16 protein-coding genes and 1 pseudogene are annotated in these 20,987 nt (G+C 70.6%); all 17 read left to right on the top strand.

The genetic code is table 11. From position 1 onward, the window contains the following. Window positions 1-68: 68 nt before the first annotated feature. The 17 genes and pseudogenes from IO36_RS31975 (at window position 69) to IO36_RS31890 (ending at window position 20,895) form a co-directional block, all read left to right on the top strand. Complete coding sequence (locus IO36_RS31975; protein ID WP_078943573.1) at window positions 69-614, top strand: response regulator; 546 nt, start codon at window positions 69-71, stop codon at window positions 612-614. Between the two features lie 363 nt (window positions 615-977). Beyond that, window positions 978-2,035, top strand: a pseudogene (gene nrtL, locus IO36_RS31970) (ArgS-related anticodon-binding protein NrtL). A gap of 22 nt (window positions 2,036-2,057) precedes the next feature. Next, entirely contained in the window at window positions 2,058-3,449 is a 1,392-nt protein-coding gene (gene lysA, locus IO36_RS31960) for a diaminopimelate decarboxylase (protein ID WP_037624970.1), read from the top strand. A 260-nt stretch (window positions 3,450-3,709) separates the two neighbouring features. Then, complete coding sequence (locus tag IO36_RS46335) at window positions 3,710-4,999, top strand: homoserine dehydrogenase (RefSeq protein ID WP_037624981.1); 1,290 nt, start codon at window positions 3,710-3,712, stop codon at window positions 4,997-4,999. Window positions 5,000-5,005: 6 nt separating this feature from the next. Beyond that, a complete protein-coding gene (gene thrC, locus IO36_RS46330) occupies window positions 5,006-6,064 on the top strand; it encodes a threonine synthase (protein ID WP_037624968.1) in 1,059 nt (352 codons plus the stop codon). A gap of 622 nt (window positions 6,065-6,686) precedes the next feature. After that, entirely contained in the window at window positions 6,687-7,616 is a 930-nt protein-coding gene (gene thrB / locus IO36_RS31945) for a homoserine kinase (RefSeq protein ID WP_037624966.1), read from the top strand. Between the two features lie 388 nt (window positions 7,617-8,004). Beyond that, window positions 8,005-10,044 carry a transcription termination factor Rho gene (gene rho, locus IO36_RS31940; protein WP_037624964.1) on the top strand — a complete coding sequence of 680 codons (2,040 nt, stop codon included), beginning with the start codon at window positions 8,005-8,007 and terminating at the stop codon, window positions 10,042-10,044. A 177-nt stretch (window positions 10,045-10,221) separates the two neighbouring features. After that, complete coding sequence (locus IO36_RS31935) at window positions 10,222-12,012, top strand: trypsin-like serine protease (protein WP_245173559.1); 1,791 nt, start codon at window positions 10,222-10,224, stop codon at window positions 12,010-12,012. A 222-nt stretch (window positions 12,013-12,234) separates the two neighbouring features. Beyond that, on the top strand, window positions 12,235-13,371 hold the full coding sequence (locus IO36_RS31930) for an LCP family protein (protein WP_037624962.1): 1,137 nt from the start codon (window positions 12,235-12,237) through the stop codon (window positions 13,369-13,371). 191 nt (window positions 13,372-13,562) lie between these two features. Beyond that, window positions 13,563-13,784, top strand: a complete 222-nt coding sequence (gene rpmE, locus IO36_RS31925; protein WP_037624960.1) for a 50S ribosomal protein L31 — start codon at window positions 13,563-13,565, stop codon at window positions 13,782-13,784. 171 nt (window positions 13,785-13,955) lie between these two features. Continuing rightward, a complete protein-coding gene (prfA, locus tag IO36_RS31920) occupies window positions 13,956-15,032 on the top strand; it encodes a peptide chain release factor 1 (RefSeq protein WP_037624958.1) in 1,077 nt (358 codons plus the stop codon). Between the two features lie 32 nt (window positions 15,033-15,064). Continuing rightward, window positions 15,065-15,910 carry a peptide chain release factor N(5)-glutamine methyltransferase gene (gene prmC, locus IO36_RS31915; protein ID WP_037624956.1) on the top strand — a complete coding sequence of 282 codons (846 nt, stop codon included), beginning with the start codon at window positions 15,065-15,067 and terminating at the stop codon, window positions 15,908-15,910. A gap of 110 nt (window positions 15,911-16,020) precedes the next feature. Then, window positions 16,021-16,668, top strand: a complete 648-nt coding sequence (locus IO36_RS31910) for an L-threonylcarbamoyladenylate synthase (RefSeq protein ID WP_037624954.1) — start codon at window positions 16,021-16,023, stop codon at window positions 16,666-16,668. 52 nt (window positions 16,669-16,720) lie between these two features. Further along, on the top strand, window positions 16,721-17,368 hold the full coding sequence (locus IO36_RS31905; RefSeq protein WP_037624952.1) for an arsenate reductase/protein-tyrosine-phosphatase family protein: 648 nt from the start codon (window positions 16,721-16,723) through the stop codon (window positions 17,366-17,368). Between the two features lie 71 nt (window positions 17,369-17,439). After that, entirely contained in the window at window positions 17,440-18,678 is a 1,239-nt protein-coding gene (gene glyA / locus IO36_RS31900) for a serine hydroxymethyltransferase (RefSeq protein WP_037624950.1), read from the top strand. Between the two features lie 129 nt (window positions 18,679-18,807). Then, complete coding sequence (locus tag IO36_RS31895; protein ID WP_037624948.1) at window positions 18,808-20,163, top strand: MraY family glycosyltransferase; 1,356 nt, start codon at window positions 18,808-18,810, stop codon at window positions 20,161-20,163. Window positions 20,164-20,457: 294 nt separating this feature from the next. Next, window positions 20,458-20,895 (top strand): Cg1360 family ATP-synthase-associated protein, encoded by a 438-nt coding sequence (locus tag IO36_RS31890; RefSeq protein ID WP_037624946.1) that lies wholly within the window; start codon window positions 20,458-20,460, stop codon window positions 20,893-20,895. Window positions 20,896-20,987 lie beyond the last annotated feature (92 nt).

Below are 20,987 nucleotides of genomic sequence, written 5' to 3'. Positions count from 1 at the left end.
GGGGGCGAGTGGGGCTGGGGGGTGGGGTGGGGGTGTTCGGGGTGGGGGCGGTTCCGCGGGGGGTGGAAGTGGGGAAAAGCCGGACGCGGCGGTGGGCGCGGACCTACTCTCGAGTTGTGCCAGGCGCGTCCGGTCGGGTCCTTGTCGTGGACGACAACAAGGTCATCCGGCAGCTGATCAGGGTCAACCTCGAGCTGGAGGGTCTCGAGGTCGTGACCGCGGCTGACGGTGCCGAGTGTCTGGACGTCGTCCATCAGGTCCGGCCCGATGTCGTCACCCTCGACGTCGTGATGCCCCGGCTCGACGGTCTGCGCACCGCCGCCCGGCTGCGTGCCGACCCGCGCACCCGTGATCTTCCTCTCGCCATCGTCAGCGCCTGCACGCAGTACGAGGTCGACGCCGGTCTCGACGTCGGCGTCGACGCCTTCCTCGCCAAGCCCTTCGAGCCCGCCGAACTCGTCAGCCTCGTACGCCAGTTGATCGAGGGGCGTGTGCCGGGAGACGTCTCCGGTGGGGGCGGCGGGGGCGGTAGTGGTGATGGTGGCGTCGTCGAGGGGGCCGGGCACGCAGGGCATGCAGACCATGCCGGGCACGCTGGACACCCTGGTCATTGACCCGGCGGACACATCTACACCGGCGAGCACGTTCATACGCCGAGTACGTCGGTGCGTGCGCCGAGTACACCGGCATCAGGAGCGGGTCTCGTCTGTGTGGTGACCGGCCCGGCGGCCGCCTCCGGCTCGTTACGACGTTCGGTCGGGGCCCGGCTGCCATCGCTCCGCGCCCCGTGAGCGCGTTCGTCCCTCGTGCGGGTCGAGCCCCGCTGCCCCCTCGCGTGCGGGAAATCGGTCCTAGGCCGGCAGGCACCGGGAAACGCGCCGCACCCCCTGGCCCGCCGAACCCCTGCCCCGTCCACATCCCGGACCATCCGCAAATCGGCTCGCGTTTTCACCCCCTACCTCCCCTAGGCTTGTCCCGTGACTCCCGTCGAGCTCTCCCGTACCGTGCTGCGCGCGGTGCGTCGTGCTGTCGACGACGGGGAACTCGACGGTGTGTCCGTGCCGGAGGGTGTGGTGGTCGCGCCGCCGGGGGCGGGCGGGTGCGGGGACTACGCGACGAACGTCGCCCTGCGGCTCGCCGGACAGGCGAAGCTGCCGGCGGCCGGTGTCGCCGAGGTTCTGCGCCGGTACCTCGTGGACGAACCCGGTGTCGCCGGCGTCACCGTCACCGGGCCCGGTTTCCTCAACATCACCCTCGTCGGCGGCGCCACCGCCGGTCTGGTCGAAGAGGTCCTGGAGCGCGGGGCGCGGTACGGGCACGGTGACACCCTCGCCGGGCAGGTCGTCGAGCTGCGCGTTCCCTACGACACCCGGGCCGAGATCGTCGCCGACACCCTCGTACGGATCGTCGCCACCCAGGGCGGACGTGCCGAGGTCCGTCACTCCGAGCCCGTGAACCTGCGGCCCGTGCCCGCGTCCGAGGACCCTGCCTCCCTCGGTCACGACGCCGCCCGCTGGGCGCTGCTCCACCCCGCGCCGCACGACCGGCCCCGGATCAGCGCCGACCACCTCCTCCAGCGCGAGAGCAACCCTCTCTTCCGCGTCCGTTATGCCCACGCCCGCACCCGGGCCCTGCGCCGCAACGCCGCCACCCTCGGTTTCAGCAGCGCCAGCGTCAGTGCTACCGCCAGCGCCGCTGTCGCCGCCCCCGCCAGCGCCGCTGTCGGCGTCGCCGCCCCCGCCACCGCCAGCACCCCCCCACTCCCACCCCCGCCGAAGCCGATCTCCTCGCCGCGCTCGCCGGGTACCCGCACGCCCTGCGGCTCGCCGCGCGGGACCGGGCGCCCGACCGGCTGGCCCGGCATCTCGTCGTGACCGCCGACGCCCTGCTCGGTTTCCAGCACGTCGTGCTGCCGCTCGGCGACGAGAAACCCTCGGCCGCCCACCGTGCCCGGCTCGCGCTCGCCGAAGCCGCCGGGGCGGTGCTCGCCGGTGGCCTGTCCCTGCTCGGCATCAGCGCACCCGAACACCTTTGACGAAGTAGAGAGCACTGCAGACATGAGCCGTTCCGCGCACCCCGCCGGCCCCCGTCACGCCGACGTCCTCCCCGAGGGCCACTACAGCGCCCCGCCCGCCGACCTCAACGCCCTCGACCCGAAGGTGTGGTCGCACACCGTCAGCCGGAACGAGGACGGGGTCCTGAGCGTCGGCGGACTCGAAGTCACCGCGCTGGCCCAGGAGTTCGGCACCCCCGCCTACTTCCTCGACGAGGCCGACTTCCGTGAGCGGGCGCGCGCCTGGCGCACCGCGTTCGGGCACGACGCCGACGTCTTCTACGCGGGCAAGGCCTTCCTCTCGCGCGCCGTCGTGCGGTGGCTGCACGAGGAGGGGCTCAACCTGGACGTGTGTTCCGGGGGTGAGCTGGCGACGGCCCTGTCCGCCGGGATGCCGGCCGACCGCATCGCCTTCCACGGCAACAACAAGTCCGAGCACGAGATCCGTACGGCCGTCGAGGCCGGTGTCGGGCGGATCGTGCTCGACTCCTTCCAGGAGATCGTGCGGGTCGCCCACATCGCGCAGTCCCTGGGTGTCCGGCAGCGGGTGCAGATCCGGGTGACGGTGGGCGTCGAGGCCCACACGCACGAGTTCATCGCCACCGCGCACGAGGACCAGAAGTTCGGGATCGCGCTCGCCGACGGCCAGGCGGCCGAGGCCGTACGGCGGACGCTCGCGCTCGACTCGCTCGAACTGGTCGGCATCCACTCGCACATCGGCTCGCAGATCTTCGACATGGCCGGCTTCGAGGTCGCCGCCCGGCGCGTGGTCGCGCTGCTGGCCGCGGTCCGCGACGAGCACGGGGTCGAGCTGCCCGAGATCGACCTCGGCGGCGGTCTGGGCATCGCCTACACCAGCGACGACGACCCCCGCGAGCCGCACGAGATCGCCAAGGCGCTGGGCGAGATCGTGACCCGGGAGTGCGAGGCCGCGCGCCTCGCGACCCCCCGCATCTCCGTGGAGCCGGGGCGCGCCATCGTCGGACCGACCGCGTTCACGCTGTACGAGGTCGGCACCGTCAAGCCGCTCGACGGGCTGCGCACCTACGTCTCCGTCGACGGCGGCATGTCGGACAACATCCGGACCGCGCTGTACGACGCCGAGTACAGCGTCTCCCTCGTCTCGCGCACCTCCGACGCCGAGCCGATGCTTGTGCGCGTCGTCGGCAAGCACTGCGAGAGCGGGGACATCGTGGTCAAGGACGCGTTCCTGCCGGCCGACCTCGCGCCGGGCGACCTGATCGCGGTGCCGGCCACCGGTGCGTACTGCCGGTCCATGGCCAGCAACTACAACCACGCGCTCCGCCCGCCGGTCGTCGCCGTGAAGGACGGAGCCGCGCGGGTGATCGTCCGTCGCGAGACGGAGGAGGACCTCCTGCGTCTCGACGTCGGCTGAGAAGAAGGCCGAGAAGAAGAACACAGGACGAACGGCGCCTCGCTCCCGGCCAACCGGGGGCGACGGCGGGTGACAGGAGGTGACGTCAGGTGATCGGATGGACCGGATCGGCACGGTGTGGACCGGGACGGAAGATCTCCTGCCGTCACCTGCCAGAAAAATGAAATGGACGTCTCACGATCCGGACGAAGGGTAGAAACTCCCGTCCGGTGAGTGAGACTGGTCCAACCGAACACGGTATGAGGAAACGAGGTCGGATGATGCGTACGCGTCCGCTGAAGGTGGCGCTGCTGGGCTGCGGGGTTGTCGGCTCAGAGGTGGCGCGCATCATGACGACGCACGCCGACGACCTCACGGCCAGGATCGGGGCCCCCGTCGAGCTCGCCGGCGTCGCCGTCCGCCGGCCCTCCAAGGTGCGCGCGGGCATCGACCCCGCGCTGGTCACCACCGACGCCACCGCCCTCGTCAAACGCGGGGACATCGACGTGGTCGTCGAGGTCATCGGCGGTATCGAGCCCGCCCGTACGCTCATCACCACCGCGTTCGAGCACGGCGCCTCCGTCGTCTCCGCGAACAAGGCGCTGCTCGCCCAGGACGGCGCCGCCCTCCACGCGGCGGCCGAGGAGCACGGCCGTGACCTCTACTACGAGGCCGCCGTCGCCGGCGCCATCCCGCTGATCCGGCCGCTGCGCGAGTCCCTCGCCGGCGACAAGATCAACCGAGTGATGGGCATCGTCAACGGCACCACCAACTTCATCCTCGACAAGATGGACTCCACGGGGGCGGGCTACCAGGAGGCCCTCGACGAGGCCACCGCGCTCGGGTACGCCGAGGCCGACCCCACCGCGGACGTCGAGGCCTTCGACGCCGCCGCCAAGGCCGCCATCCTCGCCGGGATCGCCTTCCACACGCGGGTGCGCCTCGACGACGTCTACCGCGAGGGCATGACCGAGGTCACCGCCGCCGACTTCGCCTCGGCGAAGGGCATGGGCTGCACCATCAAGCTGCTCGCCCTGTGCGAGCGCGCCGCCGACGGGGGCTCGGTGACGGCGCGCGTCCACCCCGCGATGATCCCGCTGACCCACCCGCTCGCCTCCGTGCGCGGCGCGTACAACGCCGTGTTCGTCGAGTCGGACGCCGCCGGTCAGCTGATGTTCTACGGGCCGGGCGCCGGCGGCTCGCCGACCGCGTCCGCCGTCCTCGGCGACCTGGTGGCCGTCTGCCGCAACAAGCTCGGCGGTGCCACCGGCCCGGGCGAGTCCGCGTACACCCAGCTCCCGGTGTCGCCCATGGGCGACGTCGTGACGCGGTACCACATCAGCCTCGACGTGGCCGACAAGCCCGGTGTCCTCGCCCAGGTGGCCACCGTCTTCGCCGAGCACGGGGTGTCCATCGACACCGTGCGCCAGTCGGGCAAGGACGGCGAGGCCTCCCTCGTCGTCGTCACTCATCGCGCGTCCGACGCGTCCCTCGCCGGGACCGTCGAGGCGTTGCGCGGCCTCGACACCGTGCGGGGTGTCTCCAGCATCATGCGGGTTGAAGGAGAGTAACGAGCAATGACCCACCAGTGGCGCGGAATCATCGAGGAGTACCGGGACCGGCTTCCGGTGACCGACAGCACGCCGGTCGTGTCGCTCCGCGAGGGCGGTACGCCGCTCGTGCCCGCGCAGGTTCTCTCCGAGCGCACGGGCTGCGAGGTCCACCTCAAGGTGGAGGGCGCCAATCCGACCGGGTCCTTCAAGGACCGCGGTATGACCATGGCCATCACGCGGGCGAAGGAGGAGGGCGCGAAGGCGGTCATCTGCGCCTCCACCGGCAACACCTCGGCGAGCGCCGCCGCGTACGCCGTGCGCGCCGGGATGGTCTGCGCCGTCCTCGTCCCGCAGGGCAAGATCGCGCTCGGCAAGATGGGCCAGGCCCTCGTGCACGGCGCCAAGATCCTCCAGGTCGACGGCAACTTCGACGACTGCCTGACGCTGGCCCGCTCGCTCTCCGACAACTACCCGGTGGCGCTGGTCAATTCGGTCAACCCGGTGCGGATCGAGGGCCAGAAGACGGCCTCCTTCGAGATCGTGGACATGCTCGGCGACGCGCCCGACATCCACGTCCTGCCGGTGGGCAACGCGGGCAACATCACCGCGTACTGGAAGGGGTACAAGGAGTACGCCGCCGACGGCGTCGCCACGCGGACCCCGCGCATGTGGGGGTTCCAGGCGTCCGGCTCCGCGCCCATCGTGCGCGGCGAGGTCGTCAAGGACCCGTCGACCATCGCCACCGCGATCCGGATCGGCAACCCGGCCTCCTGGCAGTTCGCGCTGGCCGCGCGGGACGAGTCGGGCGGTCTCATCGACGAGGTGACGGACCGTGAGATCCTGCGCGCCTACCGGCTGTTGGCCTCTCAGGAGGGCGTCTTCGTCGAGCCCGCGTCGGCCGCGTCCGTCGCCGGTCTGCTGAAGGCGGCCGAGCAGGGCAAGGTCGACCCGGGTCAGCGCATCGTCTGCACCGTCACCGGCAACGGTCTCAAGGACCCCGACTGGGCGGTCGCCGGCGCGCCCCAGCCGGTCACGGTCCCGGTGGACGCGGCGACGGCGGCGGAGCGGCTCGGTCTGGTCTAGGTCGCCACGGCCGGGCGGGCTCGAGCCCGGGTCAAGGTTCGCCCGGGTCCGGATCCGGGATCGCCTGAACCGGGGTCAGGCCCGCTCGAGGCCGGGTCCGGGTTCGCCCGGTGCCGGATGCACGCTCGGTCCGGCGGAAGCAGGAAGCCGGTCGAGCACGACGGCGGGACCGGTCCGGTGGAAGCCGGATCGGGGCCGGCCGGAAGGCGAATCGGGGCCGGCCGGAAGGCGAGACCCGCCCGGCCGGACACCGGACCGGAATTGGCGGGAAGTCAGGCCCTTCATGGCGTGAATCCGCCGGGTGCGGCCGGGCGGAACACGCCGTGAGCGGGCGGAAAATCGCCGGAAAACCGACGGAAACCGTCCGCTCGAGAGGGTCTTTCCCCGGCCGTCCCGACGGGGGGTGCACGAGGGGCTTACGACACGCATCGTGCGCCTCCTGTGCGCCCTATGTCGCCACAGAACCTTCCTTCGATAGGCTGTACCGAACCCGCCCGCCGCATATGCCGCGGTGTCGCGCGGTCTTTGCGGATTCCGGGCCCCGGTGCCCGCCCACCGCGGTTCACCTCGCAGTTCCTCGTAAATCTCGTACATCACGCAGCTCAAGGAGAGTCACTGAGCGATGGCCGGTCCAGCGTTCCGCGCCGCCGCCGTCCGGGTGCGCGTCCCCGCCACCAGTGCCAACCTCGGCCCGGGTTTCGACGCCTTCGGCCTGTCACTGGGGCTCTATGACGACGTGGTCGTCCGGGTGGCCGACTCAGGACTGCACATCGACATCGCGGGTGAGGGCAGCGAGACGCTGCCGCGCGACGAGAAGCATCTCCTCGTACGTTCCCTGCGCACCGCGTTCGACCTGCTCGGCGGACAGCCGCGCGGCCTCGAGATCGTGTGCGCCAACCGCATTCCGCACGGCCGGGGCCTCGGCTCCTCGTCGGCCGCCATCTGCGCCGGAATCGTCGCCGCCCGCGCGGTGACCATAGGCGGAGAGAGCAGGCTCGACGACACCGCGCTGCTCGAACTCGCGACCGAGATCGAGGGACACCCCGACAACGTCGCGGCCTGTCTGCTCGGCGGATTCACCCTCTCCTGGATGGAGTCCGGCGCCGCGCGGGCGATCCGTATGGACCCCGCCGACTCCATCGTCCCGGTGGTCTTCGTACCCGGGAAGCCCGTGCTCACCGAGACCGCGCGCGGACTGCTGCCGCGCACCGTCCCGCACGTCGACGCCGCCGCCAACGCGGGCCGCGCCGCACTGCTCGTCGAGGCCCTGACCCGGCGCCCCGAGCTGCTGCTGCCCGCCACCGAGGACCGTCTGCACCAGGAATACCGCGCTCCGGCGATGCCGGAGAGCGCCGCGCTCGTCGAGCGCCTGCGCGCGGACGGCATCCCCGCGGTGATCTCCGGCGCGGGGCCCACGGTCCTCGCGCTGGCCGACCGCGCCTCGGCCGACAAGGTGGCCGATCTCGCAGGTCAGAGCTGGGCCGCCAACCGTCTGGACCTCGACGCCCAGGGGGCGTGCGTGCTGCCGCTCGCACCGGTCGAGGTCGATTGACGACGCACGGTTGCCGGATTTGGAGAGGGGGAATGTTTGTTGGATCCGGTAGTGTTAACCTCAAGTCTGCACCCGACCCCACCATGGCGAGGTGCTTCGCGTCCCTGTCCGGGACACCCATTCTTCCGGGAGCCTCCCAAACTGCTACGTGCCTTGCATTGGGTGCCATGCGCTGAGCAGTGCTGAGCACGCTCCGGAACCGGCGTGACCGAGCCGATGACACCGAAACTCAGTGCCACGGCTCCGGAATCGTCATCATCTGCAATGTCTTCCGCCGCTTTGGCGGACCACCGCCCCGGCACGGTCCACACAGCAAGGGCCAATGCCGGACAGCACAACCGGTCGCCGAGCCAGACAGGCCGACGTCCGCTCCAGGGAAGGACCCTTCGTGAGCGACACCACCGATCTGATGGGCGCACGTGTCGAGGAGACCGCTGCCGCGCCCGCCACGGACGCCTCCGCGCCTGCCACCGGTGCCGGCTCCAGGCGACGCCGCGGTACCGGCCTCGAGGGCATGGTGCTGGCCGAGCTGCAGCAGGTCGCGTCCGGCCTCGGCATCAGGGGCACCGCGCGGATGCGCAAGAGCCAGCTGATCGAGGTCATCAAGGAGGCGCAGGCCGGGGGTGGCGCTCCGGCGAAGACGGAGTCCGACGCCGCCGAGACCAAGCCGAAGCGCCGGGCCACCTCGAAGGCCCGCACCGGCGACGAGGCCGCCGCGCCCGCCGCGGACAAGGCCGAGAAGGCCGCCGAGAAGGCCGTGGCCCAGCAGCAGATCGAGATCCCCGGCCAGCCGGCCGGCGGTCCCTCCCGGACGGGTGACGCCGACCGCGGGGCGGAGGACGCCCCCGCCGAGCGCCGTCGTCGTCGCGCCACCGCCGAGGCGGGCAGCCCCGAGACGGTCGCCGCCGAGGCCAAGAACGAGCCGAAGGCCGACGCGCAGGGCGAGGCCGAGGGCGCCGAGGGCCGTCGCGAGCGCCGTGACCGCCGCGACCGCGGCCGTGACCGCGACCGCCGCCCGGTCAAGGGCGACGAGCAGCAGGGCGGCCAGGGCGCCGGCCAGCAGCGCCCGGACCGGCAGGAGCGCCAGGACCGTCAGGACCGCCAGCAGCAGGGCGGCGGCCGTCAGGACCGTCAGCAGCAGCCGCGTGACAACGGTCCCCGTGACAACGGACCGCAGGACGACGACGACTTCGAGGGCGGCCGTCGCGGCCGTCGCGGCCGTTACCGTGACCGCCGTGGCCGTCGTGGCCGCGACGAGATCGCCGAGCCGCAGGTCGCCGACGACGACGTGCTGATCCCCGTCGCGGGCATCCTCGACATCCTCGACAACTACGCGTTCATCCGTACGTCGGGCTACCTGCCGGGTCCCAACGACGTGTACGTCTCGCTGGCCCAGGTCCGCAAGAACGGTCTGCGCAAGGGTGACCACGTCACCGGCGCGGTCCGCCAGCCCAAGGACGGCGAGCGCCGCGAGAAGTTCAACGCGCTCGTGCGCCTGGACTCCACCAACGGCATGGCGCCCGACTCGGGCCGCGGCCGCCCGGAGTTCAACAAGCTGACGCCGCTGTACCCGCAGGACCGGCTCCGCCTGGAGACCGACCCGGGTGTGCTGACGACCCGCATCATCGACCTCGTCGCGCCGATCGGCAAGGGCCAGCGCGGTCTGATCGTGGCCCCGCCGAAGACCGGCAAGACCATGATCATGCAGGCGATCGCCAACGCGATCACGCACAACAACCCCGAGTGCCACCTGATGGTCGTCCTGGTCGACGAGCGTCCGGAAGAGGTCACCGACATGCAGCGGTCGGTCAAGGGCGAGGTCATCTCCTCGACCTTCGACCGTCCGGCCGAGGACCACACCACGGTCGCCGAGCTCGCCATCGAGCGTGCCAAGCGTCTGGTGGAGCTGGGCCACGACGTCGTCGTGCTGCTCGACTCGATCACGCGTCTGGGCCGTGCGTACAACCTCGCCGCCCCGGCCTCCGGCCGCATCCTGTCCGGTGGTGTCGACTCGACCGCGCTCTACCCGCCGAAGCGGTTCTTCGGCGCGGCGCGCAACATCGAGGACGGCGGTTCGCTGACGATCCTCGCCACCGCGCTCGTCGACACCGGCTCGCGCATGGACGAGGTCATCTTCGAGGAGTTCAAGGGCACCGGCAACGCCGAGCTCAAGCTCGACCGGAAGCTGGCCGACAAGCGCATCTTCCCGGCGGTGGACGTCGACGCGTCCGGTACCCGCAAGGAAGAGATCCTGCTCGGCAGCGACGAGCTCGCCATCACCTGGAAGCTGCGCCGCGTGCTGCACGCGCTCGACCAGCAGCAGGCGATCGAACTGCTCCTCGACAAGATGAAGCAGACGAAGTCGAACGCCGAGTTCCTGCTCCAGATCCAGAAGACCACGCCGTCGCCGGGCAACGGCAACGACTGATCTTTACGCGGTCACGGTCCTCGACGACCGTGATTCGCAGGGCAGAACCGCAAAGGGCCGCCCCCGTCACCCAGGTGACGGGGGCGGCCCTTTGCGCCGTCCGGGACACGTGTACGATCGCGCCCTTGAACTTCTGCTGAAGCAGATCTGAACTCTTTTCTCTGAGGGGGGACTTGAGTGGATACGTCCACGTCCGGGGGCGGTAGGCACAGACGCCGCATACGGATCGCCGTTCCGGTCGCCGCGGCGGGCCTCGCCGCGGTGGTCGCCGGCGCGCTTCTGATGTCGTCCGCGAACGCCGCGCCCAGCACGACGCCGCCGACTCCGACCGTGCGGCCCACCCACTCGACGCCGTCCCAGGCCGAGCTGGAGAAGCGGGTGGCGGGCGCCGTCGCCGGTGACGACGTCGCGGGCCGGACGACCCGGAAGGCGTCCCTGAGCGCCGGTACGAACACGGCGAAGGTCGACCCGAAGATCATCGGCGGTACCACGACCACCATTTCCACGGCTCCGTGGATGGCGCAGCTCTGGTACTACGACGAGGCCAACGACATCGGCTTCTTCTGCGGCGGCTCCGTCGTGGCGCCGACGAAGATCCTCACGGCCGCGCACTGCGTCAAGGGTTACGACTGGAAGGCGAACGGCGCCGTCGTCACCGGCACCGCTCAGCTGGCGAGCGGCAGCACGCTGCCGTCGGGCGCCACGGTCAGCGCTCCCTGGCGTCAGTGGAACCACCCGTCGTACAACTCGACGACCATCGACAACGACATCGCGATCATCACGCTGGCGAACCCCGTGAGCGCCAAGCCGATCCGCATGACGACGTCGGGCGACACCGCGTCGTACGCGTCGGGCACCAAGGGCACGCTGTACGGCTGGGGCCGCACCACCTCCACCACGCAGGACATCTCCGAGACGCTGAAGACGGCCACGCTGCCGATCAACTCGGACACCACCTGCAAGACCACGTACGGCACCGACTTCGTCGCGGGTCACATGGTCTGCGCGGGCACCAAGGCGACCGGCACCGACGCCGGCACCACCACGGCGTGCAACGGCGACTCCGGTGGCCCGCTGATCGTGAACGGCCGCATCGTCGGTGTCGTCTCCTGGGGTGTCGAGGACTGCGTCGCGAAGGGCGCGTACAGCGTCTTCTCGAAGGTCAGCACCTACGTCGGCGCCGCCTACCCGCGCGTCGAGGACACCAACCTGAGCGGCGACCACAAGGCCGACCTCTGGGTCCGCAACTCGTCGACCAAGACGGGTTACTCGAAGGACTCCACCGGCTCCGGGTTCGCCGCGCGCGTGACGTGGGGCAACTGGAGCGGGGTCAACTCCGTCCTCCAGACGGACCTGAACCGTGACGGCTACCAGGACCTCGTGGTGCGCGACAGCACCAGCGGCGACATCTTCTGGATGCACTACGTGAAGTCGATCGACGACTGGTCGACCGACAAGATCTTCACCAACTGGAAGACCCGCACCCGCGTCATCGCCCCCGGCGACATCACCGGCGACGGCCTGCCCGACATGCTCTCCGTCGACTCCGCCGGAGCGATGTGGGAGTACCCGGGCAAGGGCAACGGCACCTTCTCCGCGCGCATCCAGGTCCGCACCGGCTGGAACCAGTACAACTCCATCCGCGCGCACGGCGACTTCACCGGTGACGGCAAGGCCGACCTGCTCGCCCGCGCGTCGGGCAGCGACGACCTGTACCTGTACAAGGGCACCGGCAAGACCGGCTCCGAGGCGTTCTCCTCCCGCATCAAGGTGCGCAGCGCCTGGACGGGCTACAACGCCTTCGACGCGGTCGGCGACATCACCGGCGACGGCAAGGCCGACTTCCTGGCCCGCACCCCCGGCGGCACGCTCTACCTCTACAAGGGGACCGGAAAGGCCACCAGCGAGATCTTTGCCACAAGGGTCTCGGTAGGTACCGATTTCAAGCAGTACGACATCTTCGGCTGATCTCGCAGGTGAGCGGGGTTCTCCCCGCTCAGGCCGGACACACAGGGTGCCCACCGCGTCACGCGGTGGGCACTTTGCGTCGTGCAACCCTTTCCCGAGTTTCCCCGTCTGACCGTACGGAGCGACCATGGAGCGGTACGCCTCGTCACGACCAGATGGGCCTGGCCCTGAAAGCAGGGGGTAACCGACCGGGGAGCAGAGCAGAGGAAGCCGAGGAGCCATATGCCCGCCGAGAGCACGCCGGAGCCCGTCATACCGGGCGATTCCGGCCCCAGCAGCCCGCCCCGACCGGACGGAAGCCGCCGCAGGACCCGCAGCACGCGGCGCAAGGCCCTGATCGTCACGGCCTGGACCGCGGCCGGTGTGGTGGCGCTCGGCGGCGCCGGAGCCGGCTATCTGTTCTTCAAGCTCAACGGCAACCTCAAGAGCGTCGACATCAACCAGGCGCTGGGCAGCCACCGGCCCCTGAAGATCGACAACGGCTCCGAGAACATCCTGGTGCTCGGTTCCGACACCCGCTCCGGCACCAACAAGAAGCTGGGCGGCGGCGCCGACGACGGCAGCGCCCGCTCGGACACCGCGATGATCGTCCACGTGTACAAGGGCCACAAGCGGGCCAGTGTGGTCTCCATCCCCCGCGACACCCTCGTCCAGCGGCCCTCCTGCACCGACTCCAAGGGCACCGTCCACGGCGCGGTCTCCGGCGCGATGTTCAATTCGGCGTACGCGACCGGCGGCGCCGCCTGCGCGGTGAAGACCGTCGAGTCCCTGACCGGCATCCGCATGGACCACTACATCGAGGTCGACTTCAGCGGCTTCCGGAAGCTGGTCGACGACCTCGGCGGGGTCACGGTCACCACGACCAAGCCCATCTCCGACCAGGAGAGCCATCTGCACCTGCCGGCCGGCTCGCACGAGCTGAACGGCAAGCAGGCGCTCGGCCTGGTCCGCACCCGGCACGGCGTGGGCGACGGCTCCGACCTCGGCCGCATCCAGCTCCAGCAGGCGTTCATGAAGGCCCTCGTCGACCAGGTCAAGCACATCGGGCTGCTGTCCAACCCGAAAAAGCTGTACGACCTCGCCGACACCGCGACCAAGACGGTGACCACCGACTCCGACATCGGCAGCGTCACCGACCTGGCCTCCTTCGCGGGCGGCCTCAAGGGCATCGGCTCGTCCCACATGACGATGGTGACGATGCCGGTCCAGTACGACCCCGCCGACGCGAACAGGGTCCTGGTCGACAAGCCCAAGGCCGAGCTCGTCTGGAAGGCCCTGGAGGCCGACAGGCCGATCCCGAAGGCCGCGACCGAGGGAACCGCCACCGGCACCGCGAAGGGCGTCGTCACCCCCGGCTGACCGGCCCCCGGGCCCCGCGCGGGCCCGGATCGGGGCCCCGTCCGGCCCCCGTCCCACCTCGGGGAATAGATCGCCGCGTCCCCCCGTTTTGGGGGATACGGCCAGTGCTGGCAAACTGGTACGTCGGCCCCGGTTCACGCATCCGCATCCAGCGGCGGCGACCCGGCGCCCTCCCGAAACTAGGAGACACCTTGAAGCGCGACATCCACCCCGAGTACGTCGAGACGCAGGTCAGCTGCACCTGTGGCGCGTCGTTCACCACCCGCAGCACGATCTCCAGCGGCACCATCCGCGCCGAGGTCTGCTCCGAGTGCCACCCGTTCTACACGGGCAAGCAGAAGATCCTCGACACCGGTGGCCGTGTGGCCCGCTTCGAGGCCCGCTTCGGCAAGGCTGCCGCTGCCAGCAAGTAGCGAGCCCACAGCGCCGGTCTTCGGCGTCTCCCGCACGGGGGACGCCGGGACCGGCGCTTTGCGGTCCAGCCCCCTCCCCGGGCTCTCGACACGTTCGAGCAGGGGAACCCCACGCCGTACCTACGTTCCCGAGCCCCCCACGCGGCCGGGGACAGTCCATTGGAGCCGGAGATGTTCGAGGCGGTCGAGGAACTGATCGGCGAGCACGCCGATCTGGAGAAGAAGCTCGCTGACCCGTCGGTCCACGCCGACCAGGCCAACGCGCGCAAGCTCAACAAGCGCTACGCCGAGCTGACCCCGATCGTCGCGACGTACCGCTCCTGGAAGCAGACCGGGGACGACATCGGCACGGCCAAGGAGCTCGCCGCCGACGACCCCGACTTCGCCGCCGAGGTCAAGGACCTGGAGAAGCAGCGCGAGGAGCTCACCGAGAAGCTCCGCCTGCTGCTCGTCCCGCGCGACCCGAGCGACGACAAGGACGTCATCCTGGAGATCAAGGCGGGCGCCGGCGGCGACGAGTCCGCCCTGTTCGCCGGTGACCTCCTGCGCATGTACCTGCGCTACGCCGAGCGCATCGGCTGGAAGACCGAGATCATCGACTCCACCGAGTCCGAGCTCGGCGGCTACAAGGACGTCCAGGTCGCGGTGAAGACCAAGGGCGGCCAGGGCGCGACCGAGCCCGGCCAGGGCGTCTGGGCCCGGCTGAAGTACGAGGGCGGTGTGCACCGGGTGCAGCGCGTGCCCTCGACCGAGTCGCAGGGCCGTATCCACACCTCCGCCGCCGGCGTGCTCGTCACGCCCGAGGCCGAGGAGGTCGACGTGGAGATCCACGCGAACGACCTGCGGATCGACGTCTACCGCTCCTCGGGCCCCGGCGGCCAGTCCGTCAACACGACCGACTCCGCGGTGCGCATCACGCACATTCCCACCGGAGTCGTCGCGTCCTGCCAGAACGAGAAGAGCCAGCTGCAGAACAAGGAGCAGGCGATGCGTATCCTGCGCTCCAGGCTCCTCGCGGCGGCGCAGGAGGAAGCGGAGCGGGAGGCCGCCGACGCCCGCCGCAGCCAGGTCCGCACGGTCGACCGCTCCGAGAAGATCCGTACGTACAACTTCCCGGAGAATCGCATCTCGGACCACCGCGTCGGCTTCAAGGCGTACAACTTGGACCAGGTCCTCGACGGCGAGCTCGACGCCGTCATCCAGGCCTGCGTCGACGCGGACTCGGCCGCCAAGCTCGCCGCCGCATAACCACGACAACAGCTCAGCCCCGGAGGACCAGCGTGAACCTGCTGCTCGCGGAAGTGGCCCAGGCCACCCAGCGGCTGGCCGACGCCGGCGTGCCCTCGCCGCGCAACGACGCGGAGGAGCTCGCCGCCTTCGTGCACGGCGTGAAGCGGGGCGAGCTGCACACCGTCAAGGACGCGGACTTCGACGCCCGCTACTGGGAGGTGACCGCGCGCCGCGAGGCCCGCGAGCCGCTCCAGCACATCACCGGGCACGCCTACTTCCGCTACCTCGAACTCCAGGTGGGGCCCGGTGTCTTCGTGCCCCGCCCGGAGACCGAGTCGGTCGTCGGCTGGGCCATAGACGCCGTCCGCGCGATGGACGTCGTCGAACCGCTGATCGTCGACCTGTGCACCGGTTCGGGCGCCATCGCGCTCGCCCTCGCGCAGGAGGTCCCGCGCTCGCGCGTGCACGCCGTGGAGCTGTCCGAGGACGCCCTCCAGTGGACGCGCAAGAACGTCGAGGGGTCCAGGGTCGACCTGCGCCAGGGAGACGCCCTGACGGCCTTCCCCGACCTCGACGGCCAGGTGGACCTGGTGATCTCCAACCCCCCGTACATCCCGCTCACCGAGTGGGAGTACGTGGCGCCCGAGGCCCGGGACTACGACCCCGAGCTCGCCCTCTTCTCCGGCGAGGACGGACTCGACCTCATCCGCGGTATCGAGCGCACCGCGCACCGGCTGCTGCGGCCCGGCGGTGTCGTCGTCATCGAGCACGCCGACACCCAGGGCGGACAGGTGCCCTGGATCTTCACCGAGGAGCGGGGCTGGGCCGACGCGGCCGACCATCCGGACCTCAACAACCGGCCGCGGTTCGCGACCGCGCGCAAGGCGATGCCGTGAGCCGGGCGCACGCGGCCGGGGCGCACGGCGCCCGTGCGCGCGCCGCGTTCCCCCGCCTCGCGTTTCTTCGCACCCCCAGCCAGCAGTACGTGTATGAGGAGGCCCGCTAAATGGCACGGCGATACGACACCAACGACGCGACCGACCGCACCACAGGTCTGCGTGAGGCGGCGTCCGCCGTCCGCCGTGGCGAACTGGTGGTCCTCCCCACCGACACCGTCTACGGCATCGGCGCCGACGCCTTCACCTCCGAGGCCGTCGCCGACCTGCTCGACGCCAAGGGCCGGGGCCGCAACATGCCCACCCCCGTCCTCATCGGCTCCCCGAACACCCTGCACGGCCTCGTCACGGACTTCTCCGAGATGGCCTGGGAGCTCGTCGACGCGTTCTGGCCGGGCGCGCTGACCCTCGTCACCAAGCACCAGCCCTCGCTCCAGTGGGACCTGGGGGACACCCGGGGCACGGTGGCGATCCGGATGCCGCTGCACCCCGTCGCCATCGAGCTGCTCACCGAGGTCGGCCCCATGGCCGTCTCCTCCGCCAACCTCACCGGCCACCCCGCGCCGGAGGACTGCGACGCCGCGCAGAGCATGCTCGGCGACTCCGTCTCGGTGTACCTGGACGGCGGCCCGACCCCCGGCAACGTGCCCTCCTCGATCGTCGACGTCACCGGCAAGGTGCCCGTCCTGCTGCGCGCGGGCGCGCTGTCGGCGGAGGAGCTCCGGAAGGTCGTACCCGACCTCGAGGTGGCGAATTGACAGCCCCCCGGCCCTCCGGGCTCCCGGCTCGGCCCGAGCAGGGAGCACCCCCATGCGTGGCATAGGCACGCCGATCAACGGGACCGGCGGATCCGAGGCCGGGTCCTTCCGCATCCTGCACGTCAGCACCGGCAACGTGTGCCGCTCGCCGATCACCGAGCGGCTGACCCGGCATGCCCTCGCGGACCGGCTGGGCGACCCCCTGTGGGGCGGGCTCATCGTGGAGAGCGCCGGCACCTGGGGCCACGAGGGCGCGCCCATGGAGGCCAACGCGGCCACCGTCCTGACCGACTTCGGCGCGGACCCCTCCGGCTTCGTGGGGCGCGAGCTGCTCGACGACCACGTCATCCGCGCCGACCTGGTGCTGACGGCCACCCGTGACCACCGTGCCCAGGTCATCTCCATGGGGCACTCCGCCGGCCTGCGCACCTTCACGCTGAAGGAGTTCACCCGGCTGGTCCGCGCGATAGACACCGCGACCCTGCCGCCGCTCCAGGACGGCGTGGTCGAACGCGCCGTCGCCCTGGTGCGGGCCGCCGCCGCGCTGCGCGGCTGGCTGCTGGCCCCGACCGCCGAGGCCGACGAGGTGTACGACCCCTACGGCGCGCCCCTGCCGTTCTTCCGTTCCATCGGGGACGAGATCAACGAGGCGCTGGATCCGGTCGTCACCGCGCTGACGGGGGTACCCGCCCGGACCTGACGCCGGGCGTGGCACCGGCCCCGGTCCTACATTGGACATAAGCGTCCCTCCGCAGATGTCCGGAGCCCACCATGCCGGTCGCCACCATGCCCGAAGCGGATGTCCTGAGCCGCCAGGACCCGGAGCTCGCCGAGATCCTGCGCGGCGAGCTGGACCGGCAGTCGATCACGCTGCAGCTGATCGCGGCCGAGAACTTCACCTCGCCCGCCGTGCTGGCGGCGCTCGGCTCGCCGCTGGCGAACAAGTACGCGGAGGGTTATCCCGGCGCCCGCCACCACGGCGGCTGCGAGATCGTCGACGTCGCCGAGCGGATCGCCGTCGACCGCGCCAAGGCCCTCTTCGGCGCCGATCACGCCAACGTCCAGTCCCACTCCGGGAGTTCGGCCGTCCTGGCCGCGTACGCCGCCCTGCTGCGCCCCGGTGACACCGTGCTGGCGATGGGCCTGCCCTTCGGCGGTCATCTCACCCACGGGTCGCCCGCGAACTTCTCCGGCCGCTGGTTCGACTTCGTCGGCTACGGCGTCGAGGCGGAGTCGGGGCTGATCGACTACGAGCAGGTGCGGACGCTGGCCAGGGCCCGCCGGCCCAAGGCGGTCGTCTGCGGTTCGATCTCGTATCCCCGGCACATCGACTACGCGCTGTTCCGGGAGATCGCCGACGAGGTCGGCGCCTATCTCATCGCGGACGCCGCCCATCCCATCGGGCTCGTCGCGGGGGGAGCGGCGCCGAACCCGGTGCCGTACGCCGATGTCGTGTGCGCCACCACGCACAAGGTGCTCCGGGGTCCTCGCGGCGGCCTGCTGCTGTGCGGCGCCGAGCTGGCGGAGCGGGTCGACCGGGCCGTGTTCCCGTTCACCCAGGGCGGCGCGCAGATGAACTCGATCGCGGCGAAGGCCGTGGCGTTCGGCGAGGCGGCGACCCCGGCCTTCGCGGCGTACGTCCATCAGGTGACCGCCAACGCGCGGGTGCTCGCCGCCGGTCTTGAGGCGGAGGGGCTCGCGGTCACCACGGGCGGCACCGACACGCATCTGCTGGTCGCCGATCCGGCGCCGCTCGGGGTCGAGGGGCGCACCGCGCGCGGACGGCTGGCCGCGGCCGGCATGGTCCTCGACACCTGTGCGCTGCCTCACGGGGACGCCCGCGGTCTGCGTCTGGGCACCGCGGCGCTGACCACCCAGGGGATGGGCGAGCCGGAGATGGCGCGGGTCGCGGCCCTGTTCGCCGGGGTGCTGCGGGACGAGACCGACGCCCGAACGGCACGGGACGAGGTGCGGGAACTCACTGTGAGATTTCCGCCTTATCCGGACTGACCGGGGGTACGCGTACCGAGCCGCACAGCCACACGTGCAACCATCGTCGCTACCCGAAAGTCCTCAACCATATGCGTGCATCGCTAGGGTGTGGGGCTGTGATGGCCAGCGAGACCTGTGGGGAAGCCCGTGCGTGAATACCTGCTGACGCTCTGCATCACGGCCGCGGTGACGTACCTGCTGACAGGGCCGGTGCGGAAATTCGCGATCGTGGCCGGAGCCATGCCGGAAATCCGGGCGCGCGACGTGCACCGTGAACCCACGCCGAGGCTCGGCGGCATCGCCATGTTCTTCGGGCTGTGCGCCGGTCTGCTGGTGGCCGACCACCTGAAGAACCTGAACGCGGTCTTCTCGAACTCCAACGAACCGCGCGCGCTGCTCTCCGGCGCCGCGCTGATCTGGCTGATCGGCGTGCTGGACGACAAGTTCGAGATCGACGCCCTGATCAAGCTGGGCGGCCAGATGATCGCCGCCGGTGTGATGGTCATGCAGGGTCTGACGATCCTGTGGCTGCCCATCCCCGGGGTGGGCCTGGTCGCGCTGACCCAGTGGCAGGGCACGCTGCTGACGGTGGCGCTCGTCGTGATCACCATCAACGCGGTCAACTTCGTGGACGGTCTCGACGGCCTGGCCGCGGGCATGGTGTGCATCGCCTCCGCCGCGTTCTTCCTGTACGCCTACCGGATCTGGTACTCGTACGGCATCGAGGCCGCCGCCCCGGCGACGCTGTTCGCGGCGATCCTGATGGGCATGTGCCTGGGCTTCCTGCCGCACAACATGCACCCCGCGCGGATCTTCATGGGCGACTCGGGATCGATGCTCATCGGGCTCGTCCTGGCCGCCGGCGCGATCTCCATCACCGGGCAGATCGACCCCGACGTGATGAACCTGTTCTCCGGTTCCGAGCGCAACACGGTGCACCAGACGGTGCCGGTGTTCATCCCGCTGTTGCTGCCGCTGACGATCATCGCGATCCCGGCCGCCGACCTCGTGCTGGCCATCGTGCGCCGCACCTGGCGCGGTCAGTCGCCGTTCGCGGCGGACCGGGGGCATCTGCACCACCGCCTGCTGGAGGTCGGCCACTCGCACAGCCGCGCGGTGCTGATCATGTACTTCTGGTCGGCGCTGATCGCCTTCGGCGCCCTCGCGTACTCGGTCAACTCCGGGGCCATGTGGAGCGTGCTCGCCATCGCGGCGCTCAGCGCCGTCGGCCTCGTGCTGCTTCTGCTGCCGCGCTTCACCCCACGGGCACCGCGCTGGGCCGAGCACCTCGTGCCGCCCCGCTACCGCCGTCGCAGGGCCGCCGCGGCGGCCGCCGGGGACGGGGCGCCCGTGACCCACGAGACGGCCGCTGCGGGCGATCCGGACGAGGCGCGGGAGCACCGTGCTCCGGCCGCCGCGGGCGTCGCCGGAGTCAATGGAGCGACGGCGATCGGTACCCGTCCGCGACTTCTCGACCGGCGCGAGGCGGAGTCCTCGCGCTGAGCCGAAGGTAAGAATCTGACTAACGCGTGACCAAATCGTGGTGGAGCAAAGCGCCCCAATATCAGACAAAGGGGCGCTTGAAATGCACAGACGCGCAGGTTCACTCTCATGTGTGACAGTCGGCACACCAACCAGGTAAAGACCTCATCAAATAGTTTGTGATACGGTTCACGAGAACCCAGGGCAGAGCCGAAGGACCCCTGAACGACGGTCCTTTGGCGTGAGGTTCTCTCTCGGCCCGGGACTACGCTCGTCCATGACGACACGCCCCCCTTAGCAAGCGGAGTTGCCGCCATGCCGTCCAATGACGCCCGGATCCTCCTTCAGGCCGCTGTACCCACAGCTGCGGTCGGCGCGATTGCCGCCGTCGTCAGCGGTGTGGTCGCCGGCGGCAAGGGAGCGCTCGGCGCGGTCGTCGCGACGCTGGTGGTGATCCTCTTCATGGGGCTGGGCCTCTACGTTCTGCAGCGCACCGCCAAATCGCTTCCGCACTTGTTCCAGGCGATGGGGCTCTTGCTCTACACGGCACAGATTCTTCTGCTGTTCATCTTTGTCGCCGTGTTCAAGAACACCTCGCTGTTCAATCCCAAGTCCTTCGCGCTCACCCTGGTCGTCACCACCCTCGTGTGGATCGGCGCACAGGCGCGTGCCCACATGAAGGCCAAGATCCTCTACGTCGAACCCGACTCCTCGAAGGCCGAAAAGCCCGAGAACAAGGGTCATTCGTCGTGAGGGGTAGGGCCGGGATAAGTGCACGCAGGAGATCCTGCTATCGTCCGGTGCCAACTGCGGCATCGCGGGCGCGGGCATCTGAGCTGACGCCT

This window comes from Streptomyces aureus, from assembly GCF_000725495.1.
GTDB classification, from domain to species: domain Bacteria; phylum Actinomycetota; class Actinomycetes; order Streptomycetales; family Streptomycetaceae; genus Streptomyces; species Streptomyces aureus_B.
The sequence above is the reverse complement of the archived record's forward strand: the minus strand, read 5'-3'. Positions and strand labels throughout refer to the sequence as shown.